Raw genomic sequence first — 20,324 nt, forward strand, 5'->3', positions numbered from 1 at the left:
GGCCCTTGACGGGGACACTAAGTCGTTTTTCGTCATGCTCACGAGATTCTCAACGAGGAGACCCCTATGACTAACCTTTCACGTCGTTCATTCGTCACGCTTTCCGGCGCCGCGAGCGCGGGCGCCTTCGTCGCCGCGATCGGTGCGGTCCCGGCCGTCGCGTCGCCTTCACCGCAGGAAGCGAGCGCCTCCGACGCAGCAGTGGCCCCACGCGCACGCGAGTTTCGCGCGATGTGGATCGCCTCCACCGACAATATCGATTACCCGAGCCGCACCGGCCTCAGCGTCGAGGAATCCAAAGCGGAATTCATCGCGTGGCTTGACCTGGCGAAGGAGCTCAACCTCAACGCGGTGATTTCTCAGATCCGCCCGGCTGCCGATGCCTTCTGGCCCTCGCCGTATGAACCGTGGTCGCAGTTCCTCACGGGCGAACAGGGCAAGGACCCGGGGTTTGACCCCCTCGCATTCCAGATCGAGGAGGCCCACAAGCGCAACCTCGAATTCCACGCGTGGTACAACCCGTTCCGGGTGTCGATGACCGAATCCGTCGATCACCTCGTCCCCGACCATCCCGCGCTCGTGAACGAGGGGTGGGCATGGGCGTACGGCACGAAGACCTATTTCGATCCGGGTATCCCTGAGGTTCGAGAGCACTCGCTGCGCGCGATCATGCACTCGGTCGAGCATTACGACATCGATGCGGTCCACTTCGACGACTACTTCTATCCGTACAAGGTTGAAGGCAAGGACTACCCGGACCAGGCGACCTATGAGCGCTACTCGGATGGCACGTCGTCGCTTGATGATTGGCGTCGCGAGAACATCACGATCTTTATCCGCGAGATGCGAGACAGGATCCGCTCGTGCAAGCCGTGGGTGAAGTTCGGTATCAGCCCGTTCGGCATTTGGCGCAACAACACGAGCGACCCTGCGGGTTCGGCAACGAGCGGTTCGGAAAGCTACGAGATCATTTGCGCCGACTCGCGCGCGTGGGTCAAGGATGGCCTCGTCGACTACATCAATCCGCAGATCTACTGGCCGATCGGGCTTGAGGTCGCCGACTATGCGGCACTCGTTCCCTGGTGGAACGATGTCGTCGAGGGCACCGATGTCGCACTCTACATTGGCCAAGCGATGTACAAGCAGGCCTCGGGCGCAATCGAGGATCCGGAAGAGATGGCGCGGCACCTCGACTTCAATCGCGCATACCCGCGCGTGGAAGGCGACGTGTACTTCTCGGCGAAGTCGGTGCGTGACGAGCGCGATGGCGCGATGGGCAAGGTTTATGAGCGCCATTATGCGCATCCCGCGATCGTGCCTGTCATCGCTCACATGGGAGGGGCCGCGCCGCGCACGCCGAACGGCCTCAAGGTGCGCTGCTCGCGCGGCAATGCCGTGGTCGAGTTCAATCGCCACCCTCATTCTGAGGCGACGAGTTTCGCGATCTACCGGGTCTCGGGTGCGCGATTCGATCCCGCTGAACTCGCAGATGGCCGCAACCTTCTCGCGTGTGTGCGCGCCGATGAGCAGGTCGTGCGCCAGAGCGTTCACGTTGAGGGGGTCGCGGGCGGTGACTGGATCGTCGTGACGGCGCTCGATCGTCTGTGGAACGAGTCTGATCCCTCGAAGCCAACTCGCGCACGCTGACCGGGGCATCTATGCAATTGGGGTGAGGGTGCAGAAAACGGTCTCATCGCGTCGTTTTCTGCACCCTCACCGTTTAAGGTGTGCGACGACGGGCGCGACTTTTGACTAGAGGTGGACGCGCACCTCGGCCCCGTCGCGGTACGCCGAAAACATCATCGGCGAGTTATGAGCGATGACCATTTCCCCGGTGGGCACCACTGCGATGAGGCCTCCGCTCGAGCCCTTTTCGGTGAGTGTCTCCTCGATGGTGGCCGCAACGGCGGAGGGAAGGTCGCAGCCCGCATACCTCATGCGTGCAGCAACGTCGTAGGCCACAACTCCGCGGAGGAAGGCCTCGCCCTCCCCCGTGCATGACAGCGCCGCGAGTCCATCGCGCGCGTACGTGCCCGCCCCGATCACGGGGGTGTCCCCGATCCGACCGACATCCTGCGCGCTGATTCCTCCGGTCGAGGTTGCGGCGGCGAGGTGGCCGTTCGCATCAAGGGCCACGGCTCCGACGGTGCCGTGCCTCGGGCCGCTCTCACTCTTGTCGAGCAGCCGTCGCAGCTGTGCGAGGCGCCGCTCGGTCACAAACCACTCGGGGTTTGCGACCTCGAGGCTCCACTCACCCACGAGCTGCGCTGGCGGATCGACGATCATGACGTGATCGGTGTGTTCCATGACGGCGCGCGCCGCACGCACCGGGCTCTTGGCATGCCGACTCGCGAGAACGGCCCCCGCGAGACCGCTTGCCCCGTCCATGACCGACGCGTCGAGTTCGGCACGGCCATCTTTCGCGAGCGCCGCGCCACGACCCGCGTTGAACAGCGGGTTCTCCTCGAGCGATTGCACAGCAGCGCAGCACGCCTCGAGGGCGCTTCCGCCGCCCGACAGTACCGCTTCACCGGCCGCGTGTGCCTCGCGCAAACCGCTCTCGTAATCGGCCTGTTCACCGAGCTCGAGAATGCGACCGCCGGCACCACCGTGGATCGCAAGTGCCCACGGCTCGGCGCTCGCCCGGTGAAGCGTAAGGGTGGCTGGTGGCTGGACGTTCTCCTCGCCGGCTGCGCGCGCGGCAGACACACTCGTGTTCATCGTCGCTCCTCCTCGAAACACTTACGGGTGGTGGTACTCCATCGTGTAATGCGCGATCCCAGCTTCGTAGAACTCGTCGCTCACGGTCACGTATCCGAGCGATTCGTACCAGTCTTTGAGGTAGGACTGTCCGTGGATCACGATCTTCTGGGTGCTCTCGCGCTCCTTGCACAGATTGATCGCCGCGGCCATGAGGGCGCCGCCATAGCCGCCACGGCGGGCACTCTTTGCGCACGCGAGGCGACCGATCCTCATGCATCCTTCACCGGGGAACACGCGGATCGTGCCGATCACATCGCCGTCTTTTTCCCACCACACGGTGATGGTGGAATCCTCGCGGTCGAGCCCGTCGAGCTCTTGCTCGCTCGAGACGCCCTGCTCGATGATGAACACGTCCTGGCGGAGTATGCACATCGAGTACACGATCTCGGGATCCATAAAGCTGAGGTGCGACGCCTTGAGGGTGGAACCGTCGGGCCTTTCGGCGAGCACGCGCAGATCAAACTTGGGGTGTGGGGTCATCTCATTCACCCTCCGGAGTGTACGCCCAGCCGGCTGCACTGTTCAGGTCCGTCCACCCGGCCTTGCGAACGCGGCGCCTTTGGCAGCGGGGACACCAGTACAGGGCGCGCCCGGCAAGGTCGGCATCGCGAATGCTCGCCTCGCACAGGCGGCACGGGAACCCCTGACGGTGATACACGTAAAACGACTCCTCGCGAGGAACACTCGCGGGGTCATCATCCCCGTTTTGGTACACGGGAACCGTGCGTTCGTTGAGCTCGCGGTGAATCTTTCGATGCTCGGGCTGCGTCGTGACGATGCGGCCCGTCCGCTCGCCGTACGCCATGAGAGGCACGAGATCCTCCCACAGCGCCTCGATCAGCGGCGTCGTCAGTTCGTTGCCGGGCACGTAAGGGTCGAGCCGCGCACGAAACAGCAGTTCGGCGCGGTAGATGTTGCCGATGCCCGCGCATACGCGCTGGTCCATGAGGAGCTGACCGATGCTCTGGCGTGATTTCTTGATGCGCCGCACGAACTCACGCGGATCGGCGTCCGAGCGCAGCGGGTCAGGCCCGAGACGTTCGAGCACCGCTTCCCGCTCGGCCTCGTCGATCACGCGGCACTGGTTGGGACCGGTCAGGTCAGCAAGCCCCTCTGCTCCGCGAATGCGGAGCCTGACGTTGACCCCGGGCACAATCGAAGCCCAGGAGCCGTCGGATGTCACCTCAAGTCCCTTGCGGGGCGCACCAATCGCGCGCACTTGATGGAAGCGCTCACTGCCCGCGAATGTCCACGAGCCGTACAACCCCAAGTGAATATGGATGAACCGAAGCGGTTCGGTGTCCTCGTGCGGAGCGAAGCCCATGAAGAGGTGCTTGCCCGCCGCCTCGGCTCGCGCCATGACCCAGCCGTCGAGTTCCGTGGCTCCCGCCTCAAACCGGCCCTGCGGCGACGAAAGCCGCACCCGGGTGTTTCCGAATGCGGCGTTCATCGCGCGTGCGAGCCGGTGAATCGTATGCCCCTCGGGCATCGCTCACCGCCCTTTCGTTAGCGCTCCTGGTACGTGCCAGTCTTCTCGTATTCGGCGATCTTGCCGATGCGTCGCACGTGACGCTCGTCGCCGGAGAATGGTTCGTTCACGAACGTCTCGATAAGGGCGATGAGCTCCTCCTCGCTGTGTTGGCGCGCACCGACCGCGATCACGTTCGCGTCGTTGTGTTCACGCGCAAGCTTCGCTGTCGCCTTATTCCACACGAGTGCCGCACGCACGCCCTGAACCTTGTTCGCGGCGATCTGCTCCCCGTTTCCGGAGCCACCGATCACGATTCCAAGGCTTCCGGGGTCCGCGACGACCGCCTCACCGCAGTCCGAACAAAACGGCGGGTAGTCGTCGAGTGGATCCACCTCGAACGCGCCGTGGTCGATCACCTCGTGTCCCTTACTCTCGAAGACGGAGATGAGCCGGTTCTTGAGGTCATAGCCGGCGTGGTCAGTGGCGATGTGGAGGCGCATGAGCAGCCCTTTCTTCTGGAATCGAAATTGAGGAGGCGTCAGGAAAAGTCGAGGCCGCCGGTGCGGGCCCGCTTGAGCTCGGCGAAGCCGCGCACGGTCGACATTGCTGCGAGACCATCAAGCAAGGCGCCCGCCTCTTCGCCGCGAGGCGCACGGGTAAGCACGGGGCCGAAGTACGCGGTTCCGGAACCGAAGGAGATCACGGGCGTCCCCACGTCGTCGCCCACCATCTTCTGCACCTTCGCTTGTTCCTCTCGCAGCTCACCCTCGTAGGTGCGGCCCTCCCAATGCTCGAGGTACGAGGCATCGATTCCGGCTTCCTCGAGCGATTCGCGTGCAACCTCGAGGTAGTCATCCTTGCGGTCCTGCACGTGGAAGCGCTCGCCCCACGCGGTGTAGAGCTTCGAGAAGGCCTCCTGACCGAGCTCACGCTGCACGGCCATGAAGAGGTGTGCGGGGCTCAGGGTCTGGTCAATGAGGGCGCGGTAGTTCGGGTCGAGATCGCGGCCCTCGTTGAGCACATACAGCGACATGATCGAGAAGCGTGGAGTGAACTCAGGCCGCTCCTTCACGGCGTTGAGCAGCCAGCGGCTCGTCACCCACGCGTACGGGCACGTGGGGTCGATGTAGAGAAGGACTTCGCGATTCGTGGTGCTCACGCGGTACTCCTTTCGTAGCGGATCAGTACCGGCCCATTGTGTCAGACGCCACCGTCCGTTTTCCGAGAAGCCGTTGCGGAACCTCGCGTTTCTTCGTTGACTTTAACGGATGAGCGAAAAGCCCATGAGCACTACAAATACCCGTGCTCGCACAAGAGACAAGCGCCATGCTTCGGAGGCCCACCTCAGCCGAACCGAACTTCGTGAGCGCTCGGTGATGCACGCAATGGTGCGCCGCAATGCGCGCCCACTCACGTGGTTCATGGTGCTCGCGATGGCGAGCGAAGCGATCAACATGTTCATCCCCATCGGGATCGGCCTCGTGATCGACCACGGCATCTTTAAAGCCAATCTTTGGCTCACCGCGGGCGGTGCCGCGGGTCTCGCAGGACTCCTGCTTCTCTCCAACTGGTGCTGGGCGCGATTTTTCGAACCGATCATGGAGATCCGAGCGCGCGAGCAGCACAATCTGCGCCTCGCCGTCACCGCGGCTGCCCTCGACCCCGCGTCCCGACAGATCGATCGCCCCGCAGGGGAAATCCTTTCAATCGCGACCTCGGATGCTGATCGCGCTCCCGATGTCTTCGACATGATGACGTGGGCCGTGCCCGCGTCGATCGCCGTCGTGGGGGCAGGTGTGTGGCTCACGGTCATGAATCTCCTCGTGGGGCTCATCGTTTTTGCGAGCCTCGCCCTGCAGGTGGTGATCTTGCGAGTCGTCACGCCGATTCTCTCCGAAAAGTACGACAACCAGCAGTCACGCGCTGCCGACGCCGCTTCGACCGCAACGGATCTCGTGCACGGCCTTCGCGTACTTCAGGGGCTGGGGGTGCAAACCCGCGCGCGCTCGACTTACCGGGCGCGCTCACGCATCGCACTCGACGCTGCCCTCACGAACGCGCGTTTCTCGGGCCTTTCCGACGGCCTGATGCTCTTTACCTCTTCGATCATGATTGCCGCGGTCGTCGTCGCCTCGGGTACGCTCACGCTCGAGGGCGCGATGTCGGTAGGCGTGTTCATCTCGATTGCGGGTCTCGTGCGTAATCTTTCGGGCATGATGGCGGGGCTCGCGGGCGTTCCCGTGTGGTGGGCGAGCTTCTCGACCTCGGCGCGCCGCATCCGCCACCTCCTGAGCGAAATGGGGCGAAGCATCACCGAGCCCGCGCTCAATTCTCTCGTCAGGGCCGGCTCGCCCGAGGCCCTTTCGGCACGCACGGAGCCCACTGCTCCCCCACGTCTTCCGGGCCTCGGGGAGATTTCCACCCCTCTTCTCGGCACCGTGCGCGATTCTCAGATCGTCGCACTCGTTCCCGAATCCGCTTCCGACGCCCGCCTCGCCCTCATCGAACTTTCTTCGCTCGACATTCCGCGCGAAAGCCTCCTTATCGAGCCGCACGCGGTCGACCTTTTCGATGGCACGCTGCGCGAGCAACTCGACACAAAGCGCCCCGCTCCAGACGCTTCACCCGACACAACGAACGATCCCGATACCTGGGCGCACGCGGCTCTCAAATCCGCAGGCGCAGATGATCTTTTGAGGATCCTGCCCGAGGGGCTCGACACGCGCATCCTTGACCGCGGCGCGAACCTCTCTGGTGGCCAGCGCCAGCGCCTGGCTCTCGCACGCGCACTCGCGGCGGATGTTCCCGTGCTTGTGCTCAACGACCCGACGACCGCGGTCGACGCCGTGACGGAATACAAAATCGCCCAAGGGGTGCGCGAGGCGCGCAAGGTCGAGGACCGCATCACGGTGCTCATCGCGAAGGCTCCGGCGCTTCTAGATCAGGCCGACCGCGTACTCTTCGTGCGAGGCGGCGAGGTAAGCGCCGAAGGCCCCCACCACGAGCTCATGCACGCCGAGGCATACCGGAAGGTGGTGCAACGATGAGCGAAAACGCCACTCGTACGGCAAATAGCGCGAGCGAGGCAGAACGCGACCTGATTGCGTCGATGGAGGCCGAGGGCGACGTTGCGCGCCAGCTTTCACGGCACGCCGAGCTACTCCCGATCGCATCCTTCGGTGAGACCGGCCGATTCGTACTCGGCCGGCTTCGCGACTTCACTCCTCTCGCCCTCGGAATGCTTGCGGCAACCATCATGGCCGCGCTTGCAGGTGCGCTCGGCCCGTACTTCATGGGGCGCGCGGTAGACGTGGTCACGGCCGGAGGAACTACCCAGGCGCTCTGGACCATCGCCGGGATGATCGTCGCAGCGGGCGCCGTACAAGCGCTCGCCTCGGCTCTTTCACGCGCCCTCATCTCGGGACTCGGCCAGCGCCTCCTTGCGGGAATGCGCGAGGACGTCATCGACCGCGCCCTCGATCTACCCACGCAAACGATGGAGCAGGCGGGCATCGGCGACGCACTCTCGAGAGTCGCCGACGACGTCGACGTCACCGCAAAGGCCGTCAACAACATCGTGCCGTGGCTCGTCACGGTGATCTTCCAGATCACGGTGACGTTCATCGCGCTCGTCGTGATCAGCCCGTGGCTGCTCATTCTGGTTGTCGCGATCATTCCCTTTTACGTATGGGCACTGCGCTTTTACCTTCCGCGCACGAACCGCATCTACCGCGTCGAACGCATCGCGAAAGGCGCCCGCGCACAGGGACTGCTCGCGGCGATCAATGGTGCGCCGACCGTGCACGCCTACGGCATCGAAGAGCGCGAGACGCGGCACGTTGGCTCGCTGAGCGCCGCCGCCTACGCGCTCGTGCTGAGGATCTTCCGCCTCATCGTGCAAGTCGTGTGGATCATGATGATCCCCGAAACTCTCGCCGTCATTCTTGTGCTGCTCATCGGGTACGCGACCGTTCAGGCAGGGCTCATGCCGGTGGGGCTCGTGGCCTCAGCGTGCATCTATATCGTGACGCTTTTTTGGCCCCTTCAGTCGCTCATCTTCTCCCTTGACGACGTTCAGTCAGCCGCGGCGAGCCTTACGCGCATGGTGGGGGTCATCACCTCGATCGACCCCGCCGCTTCGCCTGGAGAGGAAACACCCGTGGATGGGTCGATTCGAATCGAAGGCGTCTCGCACGCCTATAGCGATAACGGTCGCATTGTGCTCGCGCCGATCGACCTGACGATTCCGGAAGGCGAGACGGTCGCACTCGTTGGAGCATCCGGTGCGGGCAAATCGACCCTCGCGTCGATCCTTGCGGGAACGCTCACCCCGCGCTGGGGTCGCGTGTTCCACGGCGGCGCCGATCTCGCACACGCCAACCTCGAAGCCGTGCGCTCGCACGCGTCAATCGTGTCGCAGGACGTGCACGTGTTCCACGGAACGCTCCGTGAGGATCTGAGCCTTGCGATCGACGAAGCAAGCGATGACGAGCTGTGGGACGCCCTCGCGCGCGTCGGCGCGGAGGAATGGGCACGACTCCTCCCCAAAGGTCTCGATACCGAGGTCGGGGAGAAAGGCGCGAAACTTTCTGCTGAACAGGGCCAACAGCTCGCGCTCGCACGCATCGTGCTCCAAGACCCGGCGATCCTCATCATGGATGAGGCGACGGCCGATGAAGGCAGTTCAGGCGCGCGAGTGCTCGAACGTGCGGCCCTCGAGGTTGCGCGCGGGCGCACGACGGTCATCGTCGCGCACCGCCTCTCTCAGGCGAGGGAAGCCGACCGGATTTTTGTCATGGACGATGGCAAGGTCGTGGAATCGGGAAGCCACGACGAGCTCGTGGCGCTCGACGGACGGTACGCCGAGCTGTGGAGCGCCTGGTCACGCTAAGGACGCTCCACATTTCAAGGCTGAGACCACCCTCCACCTCATCGTCGGCTTCTGGCGTTCTTTGACGCACCGTGAAGGACGGCACTCGCGTAAGTCGCCCGCACTCCGGTAGGCTCGGGGCATACTCGTTCCCCTCCCGGGGCACATATGACTTCGCGAAAACGGCCCGCCGTGGAGCATCCGGGAGGCTTATGGGCCACGGAAGAGTCATGAATACCCAGAAGCGTTGGTCCGCTGGGGACCACGTGACCTGGACGTACTACACGCACGCGCACGAGACCATCACCGTGCGACCGGGAACCGTCGTCATTGATGATGACCGCGGGATTGTCGTGTGGATCGCACCGGGCACGGAGGTTCTCCTCCCCGTTCTTGAATCGGGCGCGCCACTCAGGCGCGCCGGCGACGAAGGCATGTTCACCGCCCCCCGCACCCAATCGAAACAGCTGTGGACAGGCAACGGCATCCTCATGATCGGTCTGCCCGATAAGCCGTATTCCGTGTGGCTGTTCTATAAAGACGACGGCACGCTTGGCTGCTACTACGTCAATCTTGAGACTCCGCTCGAGCGCACCGAGGAAGGCGTTCGCACGCGCGATCTCGTTCTCGACCTCGTCGTGCTCCCCCGCCACGACTACCACTACAAGGATGAGGACGAACTCGAGGGCGCCGAGCGGATCGGCTACTTCAGCCCCGAAATGGCTGAACAGATCCGGGCATGGGGTCGCGAGGCCGAACGTGACATTGAGGCGTGGGGGTATCCCTTCAACGCCGGCTTCGAGTATTTCTTCCCCAATCCAACTTGGGGTCTTCCGAAGCTTCCCGAGCACTATTCGTGGGACATGGACCTCACACGCGCGCGGCGCCGCTAGCCCTCGCACCCCACCGGCCCAGTAGTATGTTTCTACCCCGGGCGTAACCGCGTCCGCGTTTACCGCGCAAGGATGCGCACTTTCCCCTTGGAGTGATACGTCTTGATGAAATTCTTCCAACGGCTCGGCAGGTCACTCATGCTGCCGGTCGCCGTCCTCCCTGTTGCCTCGATTTTCTCGGGCCTCGGCTACTGGATCGCTGGCGCGACCGGAGACCCGAACAACATCATCGGAGCGTTCCTCGCGGCAGCGGGTGGCGCGCTGATCGATAACATCCCGCTCCTATTCGCGATCGGTGTCGCGATCGGCATGCCGAAGAAGGCCGACGGTGTAGCCGCGCTCGCGGGCCTTACCTCGTGGCTCACGGTCACCAGTCTCCTCAAGCCTGAGACGATCATGAAATTCCAGGGCCTGAGCGATGTTGCGCAGGTCGACCCCGCATTCAGCAAGGTCAATAACGTTTTTGTGGCCCTCATCTGCGGCCTCATCGCAGCGTGGAGCTTCGAGAAGTTCAAGGACACGGAGCTTCCTGACTTCCTCGCGTTCTTCTCGGGTAAGCGCTCGGTTGCGATCATCTCGGCCCTCCTCTCTCTCGTCGCCGCACTCGTGCTCATGTTTGTGTGGCCGCTCGTCTTCGGTGGCCTCGTGGCCTTTGGCGAGTGGATGCTCACGCTCGGCCCGGTCGGCGCCGGTCTCTATGGCTTCTTCAACCGCCTGCTCATCCCGCTTGGTCTTCATCACGCGCTTAACGCCGTGTTCTGGTTCGACATCGCGGGCGTGAATGACCTCAACAACTTCCTCGCAGGCCAAGGCACTCGCGGCATGACCGGCCAGTACATGACCGGGTTCTTCCCCGTCATGATGATGGGCCTTCCCGGTGCTGCCCTCGCGATGTATGTGACGTCCAAGCCTGAGAAGAAGAAAGCCACGGGCGGCATCCTGATCGGTGCAGCGTTCGCGGCGTTCCTCGTCGGCATCACGGAACCGCTCGAATTCCTCTTCATGTTCCTCGCTCCGGGCCTTTACCTGATCCACGCGATCTTCATGGGGATCTCGATGGGCGTCACTGCCGCCCTTCCCGTCCGCTCGGGCTTCGGCTTCTCGGGTGGCTTCATCGACCTGGTCCTCCAGTGGGTCAACCCGCTCGCGATGAACCCGTGGGCCATCTTCGTGATGGGCGCGTTCTGGTTCGTGGTCTACTTCCTCGTGTTCCGTTTCGTGATTCTCAAGTGGAATCTCAAGACCCCCGGTCGCGGCGCAGACGAAGATGATGACGAGGCGAGCGATTCCACGGCCACCGGCGCCGACAAGTACATCCTCACCGCCGACCGGTTTATCGAGGCCCTCGGTGGCAAGGGCAACATCGACGAGGTCGAGAACTGCGCGACGCGCCTTCGCCTGAGCCTCAACGACGTGTCTCTCGCCGACGAGCAGGCTCTCAAGGCCGCGGGCGCGACCGGCGTCATGAAGCCCGGTGGCAACCTCTACCAGGTGATCTACGGACTCAACGTCCAGTTCGTGAAGGACGCGATGGACGGCCTCATGGATGGTTCGATCGAGCCTCCCGCGCGCGCTGAGGTCGAGAGCAATGCTGCTGCGGCAACCGTCGGAGGCTCCGAAGGCTCCACTGCCGCTCCTGCCGCCACTGCCGTCGCCGAAAAGACCGAGTACGCGCTCGTGCGCATGCGTCAGCCACTTCAGGGAACGATCGTCCAGCTCGAGAATGTTCCCGATTCAACGTTCGCCGACCGGCTCCTCGGTGGCGGCGTCGCGATCGACCCGAGCGGCAGTCAGGTCGTGGCTCCCGCCGCTGGCGTGGTATCGCAGGCTTTCCCAACGGGACACGCCGTTGCGCTCACGCTCGACGACGGAGCCGAGGTCCTCATCCACGTGGGCCTCGATACCGTGAAGATGAACGGTGAGGGTTTCACCCTGCACGTGAAGAACGGCGATCGAGTGGTCGCGGGCCAGCCGCTCGTGGATTTCGATCGCGCGAAGATCGAAGCCGCGGGCTACAAGGCGATCACGCCGGTCGTGATCCTCGGCCACGCAGATTCAACAATCGAGTTCGTCTAACCACGCGCTCCATTTCCACGTCGCTCTCCCCTCCCGGGTCCATCTCGGTGCGGGGAGAGCGCTTTTAACGTACGATTCTTGCTCTGAGTGAAGGGAGCGCAAAGTCGTGCAACGTGAGAATACGGAACGACGGCTCCTGCGGTCCCTCCAAGTTTCTAATGCGAGTGACGCCGTCGGTCGTGAATTCATTGACTCCTCCATAGCGATTATCGCGATTTCGCTCCTGGGGTTTTCTACGACGCAGATCGGCATCTTGGATTTTCTCGAGTCGGGAGCTGCCCTTTTTCTGGCGCTCCCCATCGGACTTCTGGTCGACCACTACAGACCGCAAACGATTCTGACGATTTCTCTTGCTCTCAAGGTTCTGCTCGGCACGCTCTTGTGCCTCGGTCTCACTTTTGAGCTCACGAGTCCCGTGTTCTTTATGCCACTCGTCTTCTTTCTCGGTTTATCCGTTATCGCCTCGGAAAATGCCCAAACGAGCCTGGTCCCGTTCGTCGCCGGAAGCAGCGGCCAGATAGAAACTGCCATCTCAAGAATGGCAATGGCGGACTCCATTGCGGGAGTCATCGCACCGGCAGCAGCCGGATTCACCTTGGCGTTCCTAGGTCCTACTCCGGCTACAGGAGCAGCCGCACTCTTCTTCGTTCTAGCTCTGGTCTTCGCTTGGCGTACTATGCAGCGCCTAACCCAGATGAACAGCACGACTCATCACGCCAGCGCCCCGCACGTCGCAGACGATCGCAGTGATGAGTCTCAACTCGAGAACGACACACGGACTCTCTCTCAGAAGCTCACCGACGGTTTCCGCATCCTTGGTCGTAATCGCTTTCTTTTCGGCGCCGTGTGTCTGATTTCAGCTGGCAACATTGGGCTCGCCTTGGGCGACTCGATGGTAAACGTCGTCATTCTGAGGGTTTTGGATCTTGGCATGCCCTTCTTCGGCATCCTCGGAACGGTGTCGGCGATCGCAGGGATCCTCGCAGCATCGCTCGCTCCCGCGATCGTGAAGTCCCTCCCGGTACGAACGCTCTACATTTCAAGCTCCATCATTCAAGCGCTCGTGGCGTGCCTTCCACTCCTGGCACTCATGACCCCGAACTGGGCTCATGCCCTCTTCCTCATTCAATCTGCGTGTTGGGCTTTCACCCTTACCGTCGCCAACATCGCGGGGTTCTCGTACATAGCGAAGGTCGTCGACAAGAAGTTCCTTGGTCGTGCGAGCGCTGCGATGCGCATGTTGACAATGGGCACTGTCCCCTTCGCTGCACTTCTCGGGGGTGTACTCGCGGATATCGGCGCGATCACCGTTCCCCTTATTGTTTGGCCTTTGCTCACCGCCACTGCAGTAACTGTTTACATCTTCCTGACGCGCTCCACGAACTCAGGACGCGCTTAACGTACGAGGCTTCCACAGAAGAGTCTCGGAAGCGGGGAGAGCGTCGTTAACGAACGATTTCGCGGTGACCCGCATCGATGCGACGCGTCCACCCCTTCTTGTCGAGATGCTCGAGAAGCGGAATCACGGTGCGTCGCGTGGTACCGAGCGCGCGGCGCGCTTCCGAGGTGGTGAACGGCTGCGGGAGGGCCGCGAGCTCGCGCATTGCCAGCGCGGGCGCGGTGGGCAGTAGAACGAGGTTGTCCGACGGCTGCCCAATTCTCAAGAGCCGCCCCTGTTTCGCTGCAGCGGCCAGCTCTTTCGCGCTAAGTCCGAGCGCAGCCAATTCGCCAAGCTCCGGGGCGTTGAACGGGTCTTTCTTGAGCTTTGCCTCGAGCGCGGCAACGCTCGCTTCGGCCTCGCCGAGGCCCACCTGTACCGAGGGGTCAACGATGAGGCCGTCGCGCTCGACACACGCGGCTTGACGCACGATCATCGGCAAAAGCTCGAGGGCGGGAAGCTCGAGGGCTTCGCTCACCTCTTTGCGGGAGAGCCCCGGGCGGAGCGGGTTCACCTTCGCGGCCGCGTCCACGCGTTCGGCGAGTGCTTTCGCGCGGTGTTCGAGGAATGCTGCGCTCACGAGCCAGCCGCCGTCGGACACGATCCCCTCGCGCTCTCCCTCAACCTCGAAGCCCATTTTTCTTAGATCGCTCGAGCGCATGGCCCCGCGCCGCTCGATCTCGCGCCTCGCGTCGCCGTGCTCGCTCATGTGCTCGAGCTCGCTTTCGCGCGCGTTCCCCGCGCCGCGCCTGCGCAGTTCGGGCGGGTCCACGTCGAGAACGCGCACGCCCCCGAGAACAGCCCGCTCCCCCGTGCCGCGCATGACCAGGCGATCCCCGATCACGAGCGGGAGAGGCAGGTCAAAGGTGAGCCGGGCGTGGTCGGCACCAAGGGGCCGCACGCGCGCGGTCACGGCTGCGCTTCCCACGTGGATCGTGGTCTCGCGCGGCACGTCGTCGAGGCTGTCTCCGCTCACGCTGCGCACGTCCACGACACGCGTGAGGTGGAAAGCGCCGGGCGTAAGAAGCACGTCGCCGCGATGGATCTCGCTCGCGGGTATCTGGCGAAGGTTGAGGGCGGCACGGCTCACGGGTTCCACCACATCTTCGCGCGTGCCTCGCGACTGCACGCCCCTCACGCTCACCGTGCGAGGCACGGCGCCGCCGTGCCGGGTGCTCACGAGTGTGAGGTCGTCGCCGGGGCGCACGGTGCCGGCCCCAAGGGTTCCGGTCACGACAGTTCCGGCTCCGTCAATCGTGAAGGAACGGTCGATCCACAACCTCACGTTTTCATGCGGGGATGCAGCTGCGACGCTTGCCACGAGTTCATCGAGCACGCGCTTCAGCTCATCGATCCCCTCACCGGTCACACCCGAGACGCCGCACGCGGGCGCATCTGCAAGGCCGGTCTCCGCGAGCTCACGCCGGGCCTCGTCGATCACGGCCTCGACGCGTTCGGGCGCGCGGTCGGCGCGAGTGATAACGATGATGCCGTGGGAGATCCCGAGGGCCTTCACGGCATCACGGTGGTCGCTCGATTGGGCGCTCCAGCCTTCATCGGCGGCGACGACAAACAGCACGATAGGCACCGGGCCAAGCCCCGCGAGCATATTGCCAATGAAGCGTTCGTGGCCCGGAACATCCACGAAGCTCACTTCTCGCCCGGAGGGAAGCGCACACCACGCGAAGCCCAGGTCGATGGTGAGACCGCGGCGTTGCTCTTCTTCCCAGCGGTCCGTTTCAATGCCGGTGAGCGCGCGGATCAGTGTGCTTTTGCCGTGGTCAACGTGCCCGGCGGTCGCGATGACGTGCATGCGTCCCTCCTAGCGTTTCATGAGCGCGGCGATCGCGCTCGCAAGCTCATCATCCTCGAATTCGGGGATGCAGCGCACGTCAATAAGACAGGCGCCGTCTCGCGTAGTCGCGATGATTGGTCGCTCGAGCGCGCGCAGTTCGCTCGCCAGATGCTCGGGCACGCGCAGCGCCCATCCCGGGATTGGAACCTCTGCACCGCCTCCCCCGCCGACGCGGCCGTCGTGCGGAACAACCTCGCACGTCACGTTCACGCGCTCGTGGATTGCACGCGCAAGCTTTTCGGTGCGGGTTTTGAGCGCAGCGGGTTCGGTGTGGAGGGCTTCGAGCACGGGAGGTGTAGGGCCTGCGACGGTTGCCTCGAGCGCGGCGAGCAGGAGTTTATCGGCGCGCATCGCCCGCGCGAGGGGGTGGCGAGCCACGCGCTCAACCCACTCTTTCTTTCCAAGGATGAGCCCCGCTTGTGGGCCTCCCACGAGTTTATCGCCGCTCGCGAGGACGAGATCAGCGCCTTGTTCAAGGGCCTCGGTGAGGGTCGGTTCGTCCGGTAGCAGCGGCTCCGGGGAAAAGAGCCCCGAACCGATGTCGACGATGAGCGGGAGATCGTGGGCGTGCGCGAGATCGGCGAGTTCAGCGATGCCAACAGCGCTTGTGAAGCCTTTGATGACGTAATTGCTCGCGTGGATCTTGAGGAGCGCCGCCGTGTTTTCTCCGAGAGCCTTTTCGTAGTCGGCAAGATGCGTGCGATTCGTCGTGCCGACCTCGTGGATCACGGGGCCCGTCGACTCGATGAGCTCGGTGAGGCGAAATCCCGCGCCGATCTCGATCATCTCACCGCGGCTCAGGACAATCTCGCGCCGCTTGCCCGATCCCGGACCGGCAAGGGCCGTCGCGATGAGCGAGAGCGCCGCAGCGCCATTGTTGACCGCAAGCGCGTCCTGCGCTGCAGGGCACGCCTTGAGGAGCGCCTCGCGCGTCGAAACGCCGCGCTTCCCGCGAAGGCCCGTTGCCAGATCGAACTCGACATCAACGTAGCCCGCAGCGGCTTCCAAGGCGTTGATCGCCTGAGGTGAAAGAGGGGCACGCCCAAGATTGGTGTGGACGATGACTCCCGTTGCGTTGAGCACGGGCGTGAGCGCGCACGCGTGCACGCCCTCGAGCGCGGCGATCACCGCGCCCTCGACGTCTTCCGGCGCGATTTCCCCCGCCCGGGCACGACTCTGCATGTCACGCACAACATCGCGTACGCGCTCTTCCCCAAGGCGTTGCTTCGCTCGTTCGACCTCATCGAGCGCGAGTACAGCATCGGTCCGTGGGATCCGCCGTCGTGGATCGTCGCCTGCTACCGGGGACGCGGTTCGTGACATGTCGCGGGGCACCTTCGCTCAAAACTCGGGATCGCGGTGGCGTGGCAGGCGTCGGACCAGAACTCCACGTGCCACGCGCGCGCCCCGCCCACAAAGGCGAGGCGCGAAAGCTTGGCGGAGGCGGACGGGAATCGAACCCGCCATACCGAGCTACTCGATATCACCGGTTTTGAAGACCGGGGCGCCCACCAGGACACGTACACCTCCAAGCACGAATTTACCAGTGAAAATGCCTAGAGTGGAATGCATGACCATCGACGACGATACCCAGGCCACAGAAACACCAGACTTCAGCAACTACCCACGCCTCACCACGATGGCGCATGGCGGCGGTTGCGCGTGCAAAATCCCACCGGGCGAGCTCGAGGATGCCGTGAAGGCACTCACCGGTCAGAAATTCGACTCGGTGATCGTGGGGCTCGATGACGGCGATGATGCCGCCGCGGTTAAGGTGCGTGGCGACCTCGCGGTGCTGTCGACTGCGGATTTCTTCACGCCCGTCGTCGATGACCCTTACGACTGGGGCCGCATCGCTGCGGCGAACGCCCTTTCAGATATTTACGCGATGGGCGGCGAGCCGGTTGTCGCGATCAACCTCGTGGGATGGCCGCGCGAAAAACTCCCCATGGAGATGCTTTCGGAGGTGCTGCGCGGGGGCCTCGACGTAGGGCGCGAGGCTGGCGTTCCCGTGATCGGGGGTCACAGCGTCGATGACCCCGAACCGAAGTACGGCCAGGCGGTCACGGGCATCGCGAAGCCCGACGCCCTCCTGCGCAACGATGCAGCCGAGGTTGGCCTGCCGCTTACGCTTACGAAACCGATCGGCGTGGGTCTTTTGAACAACCGCCACAAGGCCACCGGCTCGAGCATCGACGAAGCCGTGAAATGGATGACGACGCTCAACGCCGAAGCCTCTCGGAAGGCACTTGCAGCCGGCGCCAAGGCCGCAACCGACGTGACCGGATTCGGCCTGCTCGGCCATTTGCACAAAATGGCGCGCGCCTCGGGCGTGAGCGCCGTTCTCGAGCGCGCGGCCGTGCCGGCGATGGGCGATGCTCTCGACGCGCTTGCGGGGGGCTTCATCTCCGGCGGCACTCGACGCAACCTCGACTGGGTGCGCCCCTCACTTCGTGCAGGAGCGGGCATCACGGAAGAGGATCTGCTGTTCCTCGCCGACGCGCAGACCTCGGGCGGCCTTCTCGTCGTGGGAGAGATCCCCGGGTACCCGGTCATCGGTGAGATCGTGGCCGCGAGCGACGACGCGCCCGCAGGCAGCGTCCAGGTCCGCTAGGCGCCGTCGGAAGAAGCTGAGCGAAAGGCCCGCACCGTGTACGAGTCCGCCCTCGATCTTCCGTGAATTGCATAGGGGTTACGGGGGTTTGAGCTGCCGCGACTCGATCTAAGCCGATGCGGCTCACGAAAAAGTGGGGGCTATGGCACTTGGCCATAACCCCCACAACTTCTATGGAATCCAGAGGACGCTAGTCGGTCTCGGGACCCGTCACGATCGAATCGTCCACGATGCCGTGCTTACGGCGACGCTCGAGGCGTTCCTTCTGCGGGATCACCGTGTACTTGGGGTCGCGCGCCGACTGGAAGCCCGCGTCGAGGATGCCGAAACGTGTAAACGCGCTTGCCGCGGCAAGGCACGCGCCCGAGGCGATAGCAATCGCGCGATGCTTCTTCGCAAACAGGCCCGTGACGGCGCCCGCGATGAGAAGCTTCTCGGCGATGTGCATCTTCTTGCCACCATCGCCGATTTCCAGCGGCTCGGCTTCGAGTGGGTGCATTTCCTTCTTCATCGCGCGCAGTGAGAGCATATCGCCCGCAACGCCCGCGAGTGCGAGGCGCTGAACGGGACCGATCTCGTCAAGCGGGGTCGACAGCATCGCCGTGCCCGAAGCGGCCAGGGTCGCCGAGGATGCAAACAGGAACGGAAGCGAGAACTTTCCGCCATTCCAGGCGGGAAGCGCCGAGTCACCGAGCAGCACCGCGGTGTACACCGCGAGCGGAGCACCCGTCGCCGCCTGGCCCCACGCCGCAGGCTTCTCGAAAGCGCGCGCAACCTTGCGAAGCGGACCGAGGGGGAGCTTCTCCCCCGTCATACGGTCAAACTCATTCGCAAATGTCACACCCGCGTTCACGCCGTACGCCGAAATGATCCACGTACCGAGGTTCATGGGGCTCGTCGGCTTGAACGTGCGCATCATGTTCAAGAAGCGCTCTGGTCGACCGAGGTCCTCGATGAGGCTGACGGTGCCGATGCCGAGCGCGACGATCGAGCCAACGCGCGCGTTACGGCGCAGCGTCTCACGCCCGGTCGCCCCCGCGGCAAGCGCGATGAGGCCCGAGGAACCGGCGACACCGCCGAGGAACAGGTACACGCCGATCGGGTACTCCCACGGCGGCGCCTTGACGATCTGACGACCGTAGTAGCTCGTGAACTGGACGTCCTCGACCATCGAGACTTCGCCCATACGGTTCTGACCACGCTTACGGGCGCCGTCATACTTGGTTGCTTCAGGCCGACGCTTGCGGCGCATCGGCTGCGGCGGGCGGTAGCTATCGAACTCGTTCTGGCTCATTTCCTCTTACCTCCCACAAACATGAGGGCGGTCGTTGCGATCATTGCACCGGCTGCGAGGGCTGCGCGACCATACATCTTCGGCAGGTCCATCGTGCCCACGCGCGGGTCCGGCGGAAGACCGTAAACCTCCGGTTCGTCGAGGAGAAGGAAGACGGAGCCGAGACCACCCACGCCGTCGTTCGAGTTTGCGCCGTAGAGGCGGGCTTCGGTCATGCCCTCCTCATGGAGCTTCTTCACGCGTTCCTTGGCCTTCGCGACCATGTCTTCGCGATCACCGAACTTGATCGACGTCGTGGGGCAGGTTTGGGCACACGCGGGCTGCTGACCGTCTTTGAGGCGGTCGTAGCACAGCGTGCACTTGTTGGCCGTGCCCTTATTCGGGATGTCCTGTTCGAGGTGAGGGCGGTCGTCGCGGTCGGTCTTCGGTGACACGGTGCCGTCGTCGCGGCGCTCGATCACACCGAACGGGCACGTGTACACACACGTACCGCAGCCGTTGCAGACGTCTGCCTGCACAACGACGGTGCCAAATTCCGTGCGGAATAGCGCGCCCGTGGGACATGCATCGAGGCAGCCCGCGCGCGTGCAGTGCTTGCAGACATCCGACGCCATGAGCCAACGGAATTCGTCCGTGTGCTTTGGCTGCTGCTCACTCGGCGGCTTCTTGCCGATCTTCGGCATGCCAAGGTTCACGAGCTGGCGACCCGACTCGCGGGCCTGCTCGATGCGCTTCTCCGACTGCTCAATGAAGGCCACGTGACGCCACGTATTCGCGCCGAGCGAGCCCGTGTTGTCGAATGACGACCCGAGCAGCTCGAAGTTACCGTCCTGAGGGTTGCGGTTCCATTCCTTACACGCGACCTCGCAGGCTTTACAGCCGATACAAATCGACGTATCGGTGAAGAAGCCTTTGCGGTCGTGTGTGTGCTCCCATCCCGCAACGGAGATGGGGTCAGCGGTCGTGTTGAGAAGGCTCATCACACACCTCCATTCTCGTCGTGGGAAGCTTGGGAGTTGTCGTTGACCATGCTCGTGCGGCCGGTTTCGC

General features: G+C 63.8%; 16 protein-coding genes and 1 tRNA gene. 7 read left to right on the top strand and 10 right to left on the bottom strand.

Annotated elements, in window-relative coordinates; all coding sequences use genetic code 11:
• Positions 1-66: 66 nt before the first annotated feature.
• Entirely contained in the window at positions 67-1,647 is a 1,581-nt protein-coding gene (locus HMPREF3176_RS08700) for a glycoside hydrolase family 10-like protein (protein WP_070459831.1), read from the top strand.
• A gap of 105 nt (positions 1,648-1,752) precedes the next feature.
• Here HMPREF3176_RS08700 and HMPREF3176_RS08705 read toward each other — a convergent pair whose 3' ends face one another.
• From HMPREF3176_RS08705 to HMPREF3176_RS08725, 5 genes are read right to left on the bottom strand one after another with little or no spacing between them, the layout of a single operon-like run.
• Positions 1,753-2,721: an isoaspartyl peptidase/L-asparaginase family protein gene (locus HMPREF3176_RS08705; protein ID WP_016664245.1), complete on the bottom strand. Its 969-nt coding sequence runs from the start codon at positions 2,719-2,721 to the stop codon at positions 1,753-1,755.
• A gap of 21 nt (positions 2,722-2,742) precedes the next feature.
• Positions 2,743-3,243, bottom strand: a complete 501-nt coding sequence (locus tag HMPREF3176_RS08710) for a GNAT family N-acetyltransferase (RefSeq protein WP_083286347.1) — start codon at positions 3,241-3,243, stop codon at positions 2,743-2,745.
• A 1-nt stretch (position 3,244) separates the two neighbouring features.
• Positions 3,245-4,252 (bottom strand): Fpg/Nei family DNA glycosylase, encoded by a 1,008-nt coding sequence (locus HMPREF3176_RS08715; RefSeq protein WP_016664243.1) that lies wholly within the window; start codon positions 4,250-4,252, stop codon positions 3,245-3,247.
• Between the two features lie 17 nt (positions 4,253-4,269).
• On the bottom strand, positions 4,270-4,734 hold the full coding sequence (locus tag HMPREF3176_RS08720) for a ribose-5-phosphate isomerase (RefSeq protein ID WP_016664242.1): 465 nt from the start codon (positions 4,732-4,734) through the stop codon (positions 4,270-4,272).
• Between the two features lie 38 nt (positions 4,735-4,772).
• Positions 4,773-5,393 carry a mycothiol-dependent nitroreductase Rv2466c family protein gene (locus tag HMPREF3176_RS08725; protein ID WP_016664241.1) on the bottom strand — a complete coding sequence of 207 codons (621 nt, stop codon included), beginning with the start codon at positions 5,391-5,393 and terminating at the stop codon, positions 4,773-4,775.
• Positions 5,394-5,517: 124 nt separating this feature from the next.
• Between HMPREF3176_RS08725 and HMPREF3176_RS08730 the strand changes: the two genes are divergently transcribed.
• The 5 genes from HMPREF3176_RS08730 (at position 5,518) to HMPREF3176_RS08750 (ending at position 13,472) form a co-directional block, all read left to right on the top strand.
• Positions 5,518-7,281 (top strand): ABC transporter transmembrane domain-containing protein, encoded by a 1,764-nt coding sequence (locus HMPREF3176_RS08730; RefSeq protein ID WP_246826719.1) that lies wholly within the window; start codon positions 5,518-5,520, stop codon positions 7,279-7,281.
• A complete protein-coding gene (locus tag HMPREF3176_RS08735) occupies positions 7,278-9,125 on the top strand; it encodes an ABC transporter ATP-binding protein (RefSeq protein ID WP_070459834.1) in 1,848 nt (615 codons plus the stop codon). The genes HMPREF3176_RS08730 and HMPREF3176_RS08735 overlap by 4 nt, the downstream gene beginning before the upstream one ends.
• A 209-nt stretch (positions 9,126-9,334) precedes the next feature.
• Positions 9,335-9,997, top strand: a complete 663-nt coding sequence (locus tag HMPREF3176_RS08740; protein ID WP_040386509.1) for a ribonuclease FAU-1 family protein — start codon at positions 9,335-9,337, stop codon at positions 9,995-9,997.
• Positions 9,998-10,102: 105 nt separating this feature from the next.
• Positions 10,103-12,073, top strand: coding sequence for an N-acetylglucosamine-specific PTS transporter subunit IIBC (nagE, locus tag HMPREF3176_RS08745; RefSeq protein ID WP_070459837.1), 1,971 nt, complete (start codon positions 10,103-10,105; stop codon positions 12,071-12,073).
• Positions 12,074-12,179: 106 nt separating this feature from the next.
• Positions 12,180-13,472 carry an MFS transporter gene (locus tag HMPREF3176_RS08750; protein WP_070459840.1) on the top strand — a complete coding sequence of 431 codons (1,293 nt, stop codon included), beginning with the start codon at positions 12,180-12,182 and terminating at the stop codon, positions 13,470-13,472.
• 46 nt (positions 13,473-13,518) lie between these two features.
• On the opposite strand, the gene selB is transcribed toward HMPREF3176_RS08750, so the two are convergent.
• From selB to HMPREF3176_RS08765, 3 genes are all read right to left on the bottom strand, one after another.
• Entirely contained in the window at positions 13,519-15,324 is a 1,806-nt protein-coding gene (gene selB, locus HMPREF3176_RS08755; protein ID WP_070459842.1) for a selenocysteine-specific translation elongation factor, read from the bottom strand.
• 9 nt (positions 15,325-15,333) lie between these two features.
• The gene (selA, locus tag HMPREF3176_RS08760) at positions 15,334-16,689 is read right to left on the bottom strand and encodes an L-seryl-tRNA(Sec) selenium transferase (protein ID WP_070459845.1); all 1,356 of its coding nucleotides are present in this window, start codon (positions 16,687-16,689) and stop codon (positions 15,334-15,336) included.
• 112 nt (positions 16,690-16,801) lie between these two features.
• Positions 16,802-16,896: transfer RNA gene (locus tag HMPREF3176_RS08765), tRNA-Sec, on the bottom strand.
• A 40-nt stretch (positions 16,897-16,936) separates the two neighbouring features.
• Here HMPREF3176_RS08765 and selD point away from each other — a divergent pair.
• Complete coding sequence (gene selD / locus HMPREF3176_RS08770) at positions 16,937-17,980, top strand: selenide, water dikinase SelD (protein ID WP_070459848.1); 1,044 nt, start codon at positions 16,937-16,939, stop codon at positions 17,978-17,980.
• 190 nt (positions 17,981-18,170) lie between these two features.
• Here the strand turns inward: selD and nrfD are convergent, their stop codons facing one another.
• Both nrfD and HMPREF3176_RS08780 read right to left on the bottom strand, forming a co-directional pair.
• Entirely contained in the window at positions 18,171-19,274 is a 1,104-nt protein-coding gene (gene nrfD, locus HMPREF3176_RS08775; RefSeq protein ID WP_070435284.1) for an NrfD/PsrC family molybdoenzyme membrane anchor subunit, read from the bottom strand.
• Positions 19,271-20,254 carry a 4Fe-4S dicluster domain-containing protein gene (locus HMPREF3176_RS08780; RefSeq protein ID WP_070459850.1) on the bottom strand — a complete coding sequence of 328 codons (984 nt, stop codon included), beginning with the start codon at positions 20,252-20,254 and terminating at the stop codon, positions 19,271-19,273. Before HMPREF3176_RS08780 ends, nrfD begins: the two co-directional genes overlap by 4 nt.
• Between the last annotated feature and the right edge of the window lie 70 nt (positions 20,255-20,324).

The sequence above is a fragment of the Dermabacter sp. HMSC08H10 genome (genome assembly GCF_001807585.1).
GTDB lineage: Bacteria > Actinomycetota > Actinomycetes > Actinomycetales > Dermabacteraceae > Dermabacter > Dermabacter hominis.

What these genes read in the sequence shown, in the direction of transcription:
- HMPREF3176_RS08700 (WP_070459831.1), top strand. Translation starts at nt 67, where the DNA reads ATGACTAACCTTTCACGTCGTTCATTCGTCACGCTTTCCGGCGCCGCG.
- HMPREF3176_RS08705 (WP_016664245.1), bottom strand. Translation starts at nt 2,721, where the DNA reads ATGAACACGAGTGTGTCTGCCGCGCGCGCAGCCGGCGAGGAGAACGTC.
- HMPREF3176_RS08710 (WP_083286347.1), bottom strand. Translation starts at nt 3,243, where the DNA reads ATGACCCCACACCCCAAGTTTGATCTGCGCGTGCTCGCCGAAAGGCCC.
- HMPREF3176_RS08715 (WP_016664243.1), bottom strand. Translation starts at nt 4,252, where the DNA reads ATGCCCGAGGGGCATACGATTCACCGGCTCGCACGCGCGATGAACGCC.
- HMPREF3176_RS08720 (WP_016664242.1), bottom strand. Translation starts at nt 4,734, where the DNA reads ATGCGCCTCCACATCGCCACTGACCACGCCGGCTATGACCTCAAGAAC.
- HMPREF3176_RS08730 (WP_246826719.1), top strand. Translation starts at nt 5,518, where the DNA reads ATGAGCACTACAAATACCCGTGCTCGCACAAGAGACAAGCGCCATGCT.
- HMPREF3176_RS08735 (WP_070459834.1), top strand. Translation starts at nt 7,278, where the DNA reads ATGAGCGAAAACGCCACTCGTACGGCAAATAGCGCGAGCGAGGCAGAA.
- HMPREF3176_RS08740 (WP_040386509.1), top strand. Translation starts at nt 9,335, where the DNA reads ATGAATACCCAGAAGCGTTGGTCCGCTGGGGACCACGTGACCTGGACG.
- nagE (WP_070459837.1), top strand. Translation starts at nt 10,103, where the DNA reads ATGAAATTCTTCCAACGGCTCGGCAGGTCACTCATGCTGCCGGTCGCC.
- selB (WP_070459842.1), bottom strand. Translation starts at nt 15,324, where the DNA reads ATGCACGTCATCGCGACCGCCGGGCACGTTGACCACGGCAAAAGCACA.
- selA (WP_070459845.1), bottom strand. Translation starts at nt 16,689, where the DNA reads ATGTCACGAACCGCGTCCCCGGTAGCAGGCGACGATCCACGACGGCGG.
- selD (WP_070459848.1), top strand. Translation starts at nt 16,937, where the DNA reads ATGACCATCGACGACGATACCCAGGCCACAGAAACACCAGACTTCAGC.
- nrfD (WP_070435284.1), bottom strand. Translation starts at nt 19,274, where the DNA reads ATGAGCCAGAACGAGTTCGATAGCTACCGCCCGCCGCAGCCGATGCGC.
- HMPREF3176_RS08780 (WP_070459850.1), bottom strand. Translation starts at nt 20,254, where the DNA reads ATGAGCCTTCTCAACACGACCGCTGACCCCATCTCCGTTGCGGGATGG.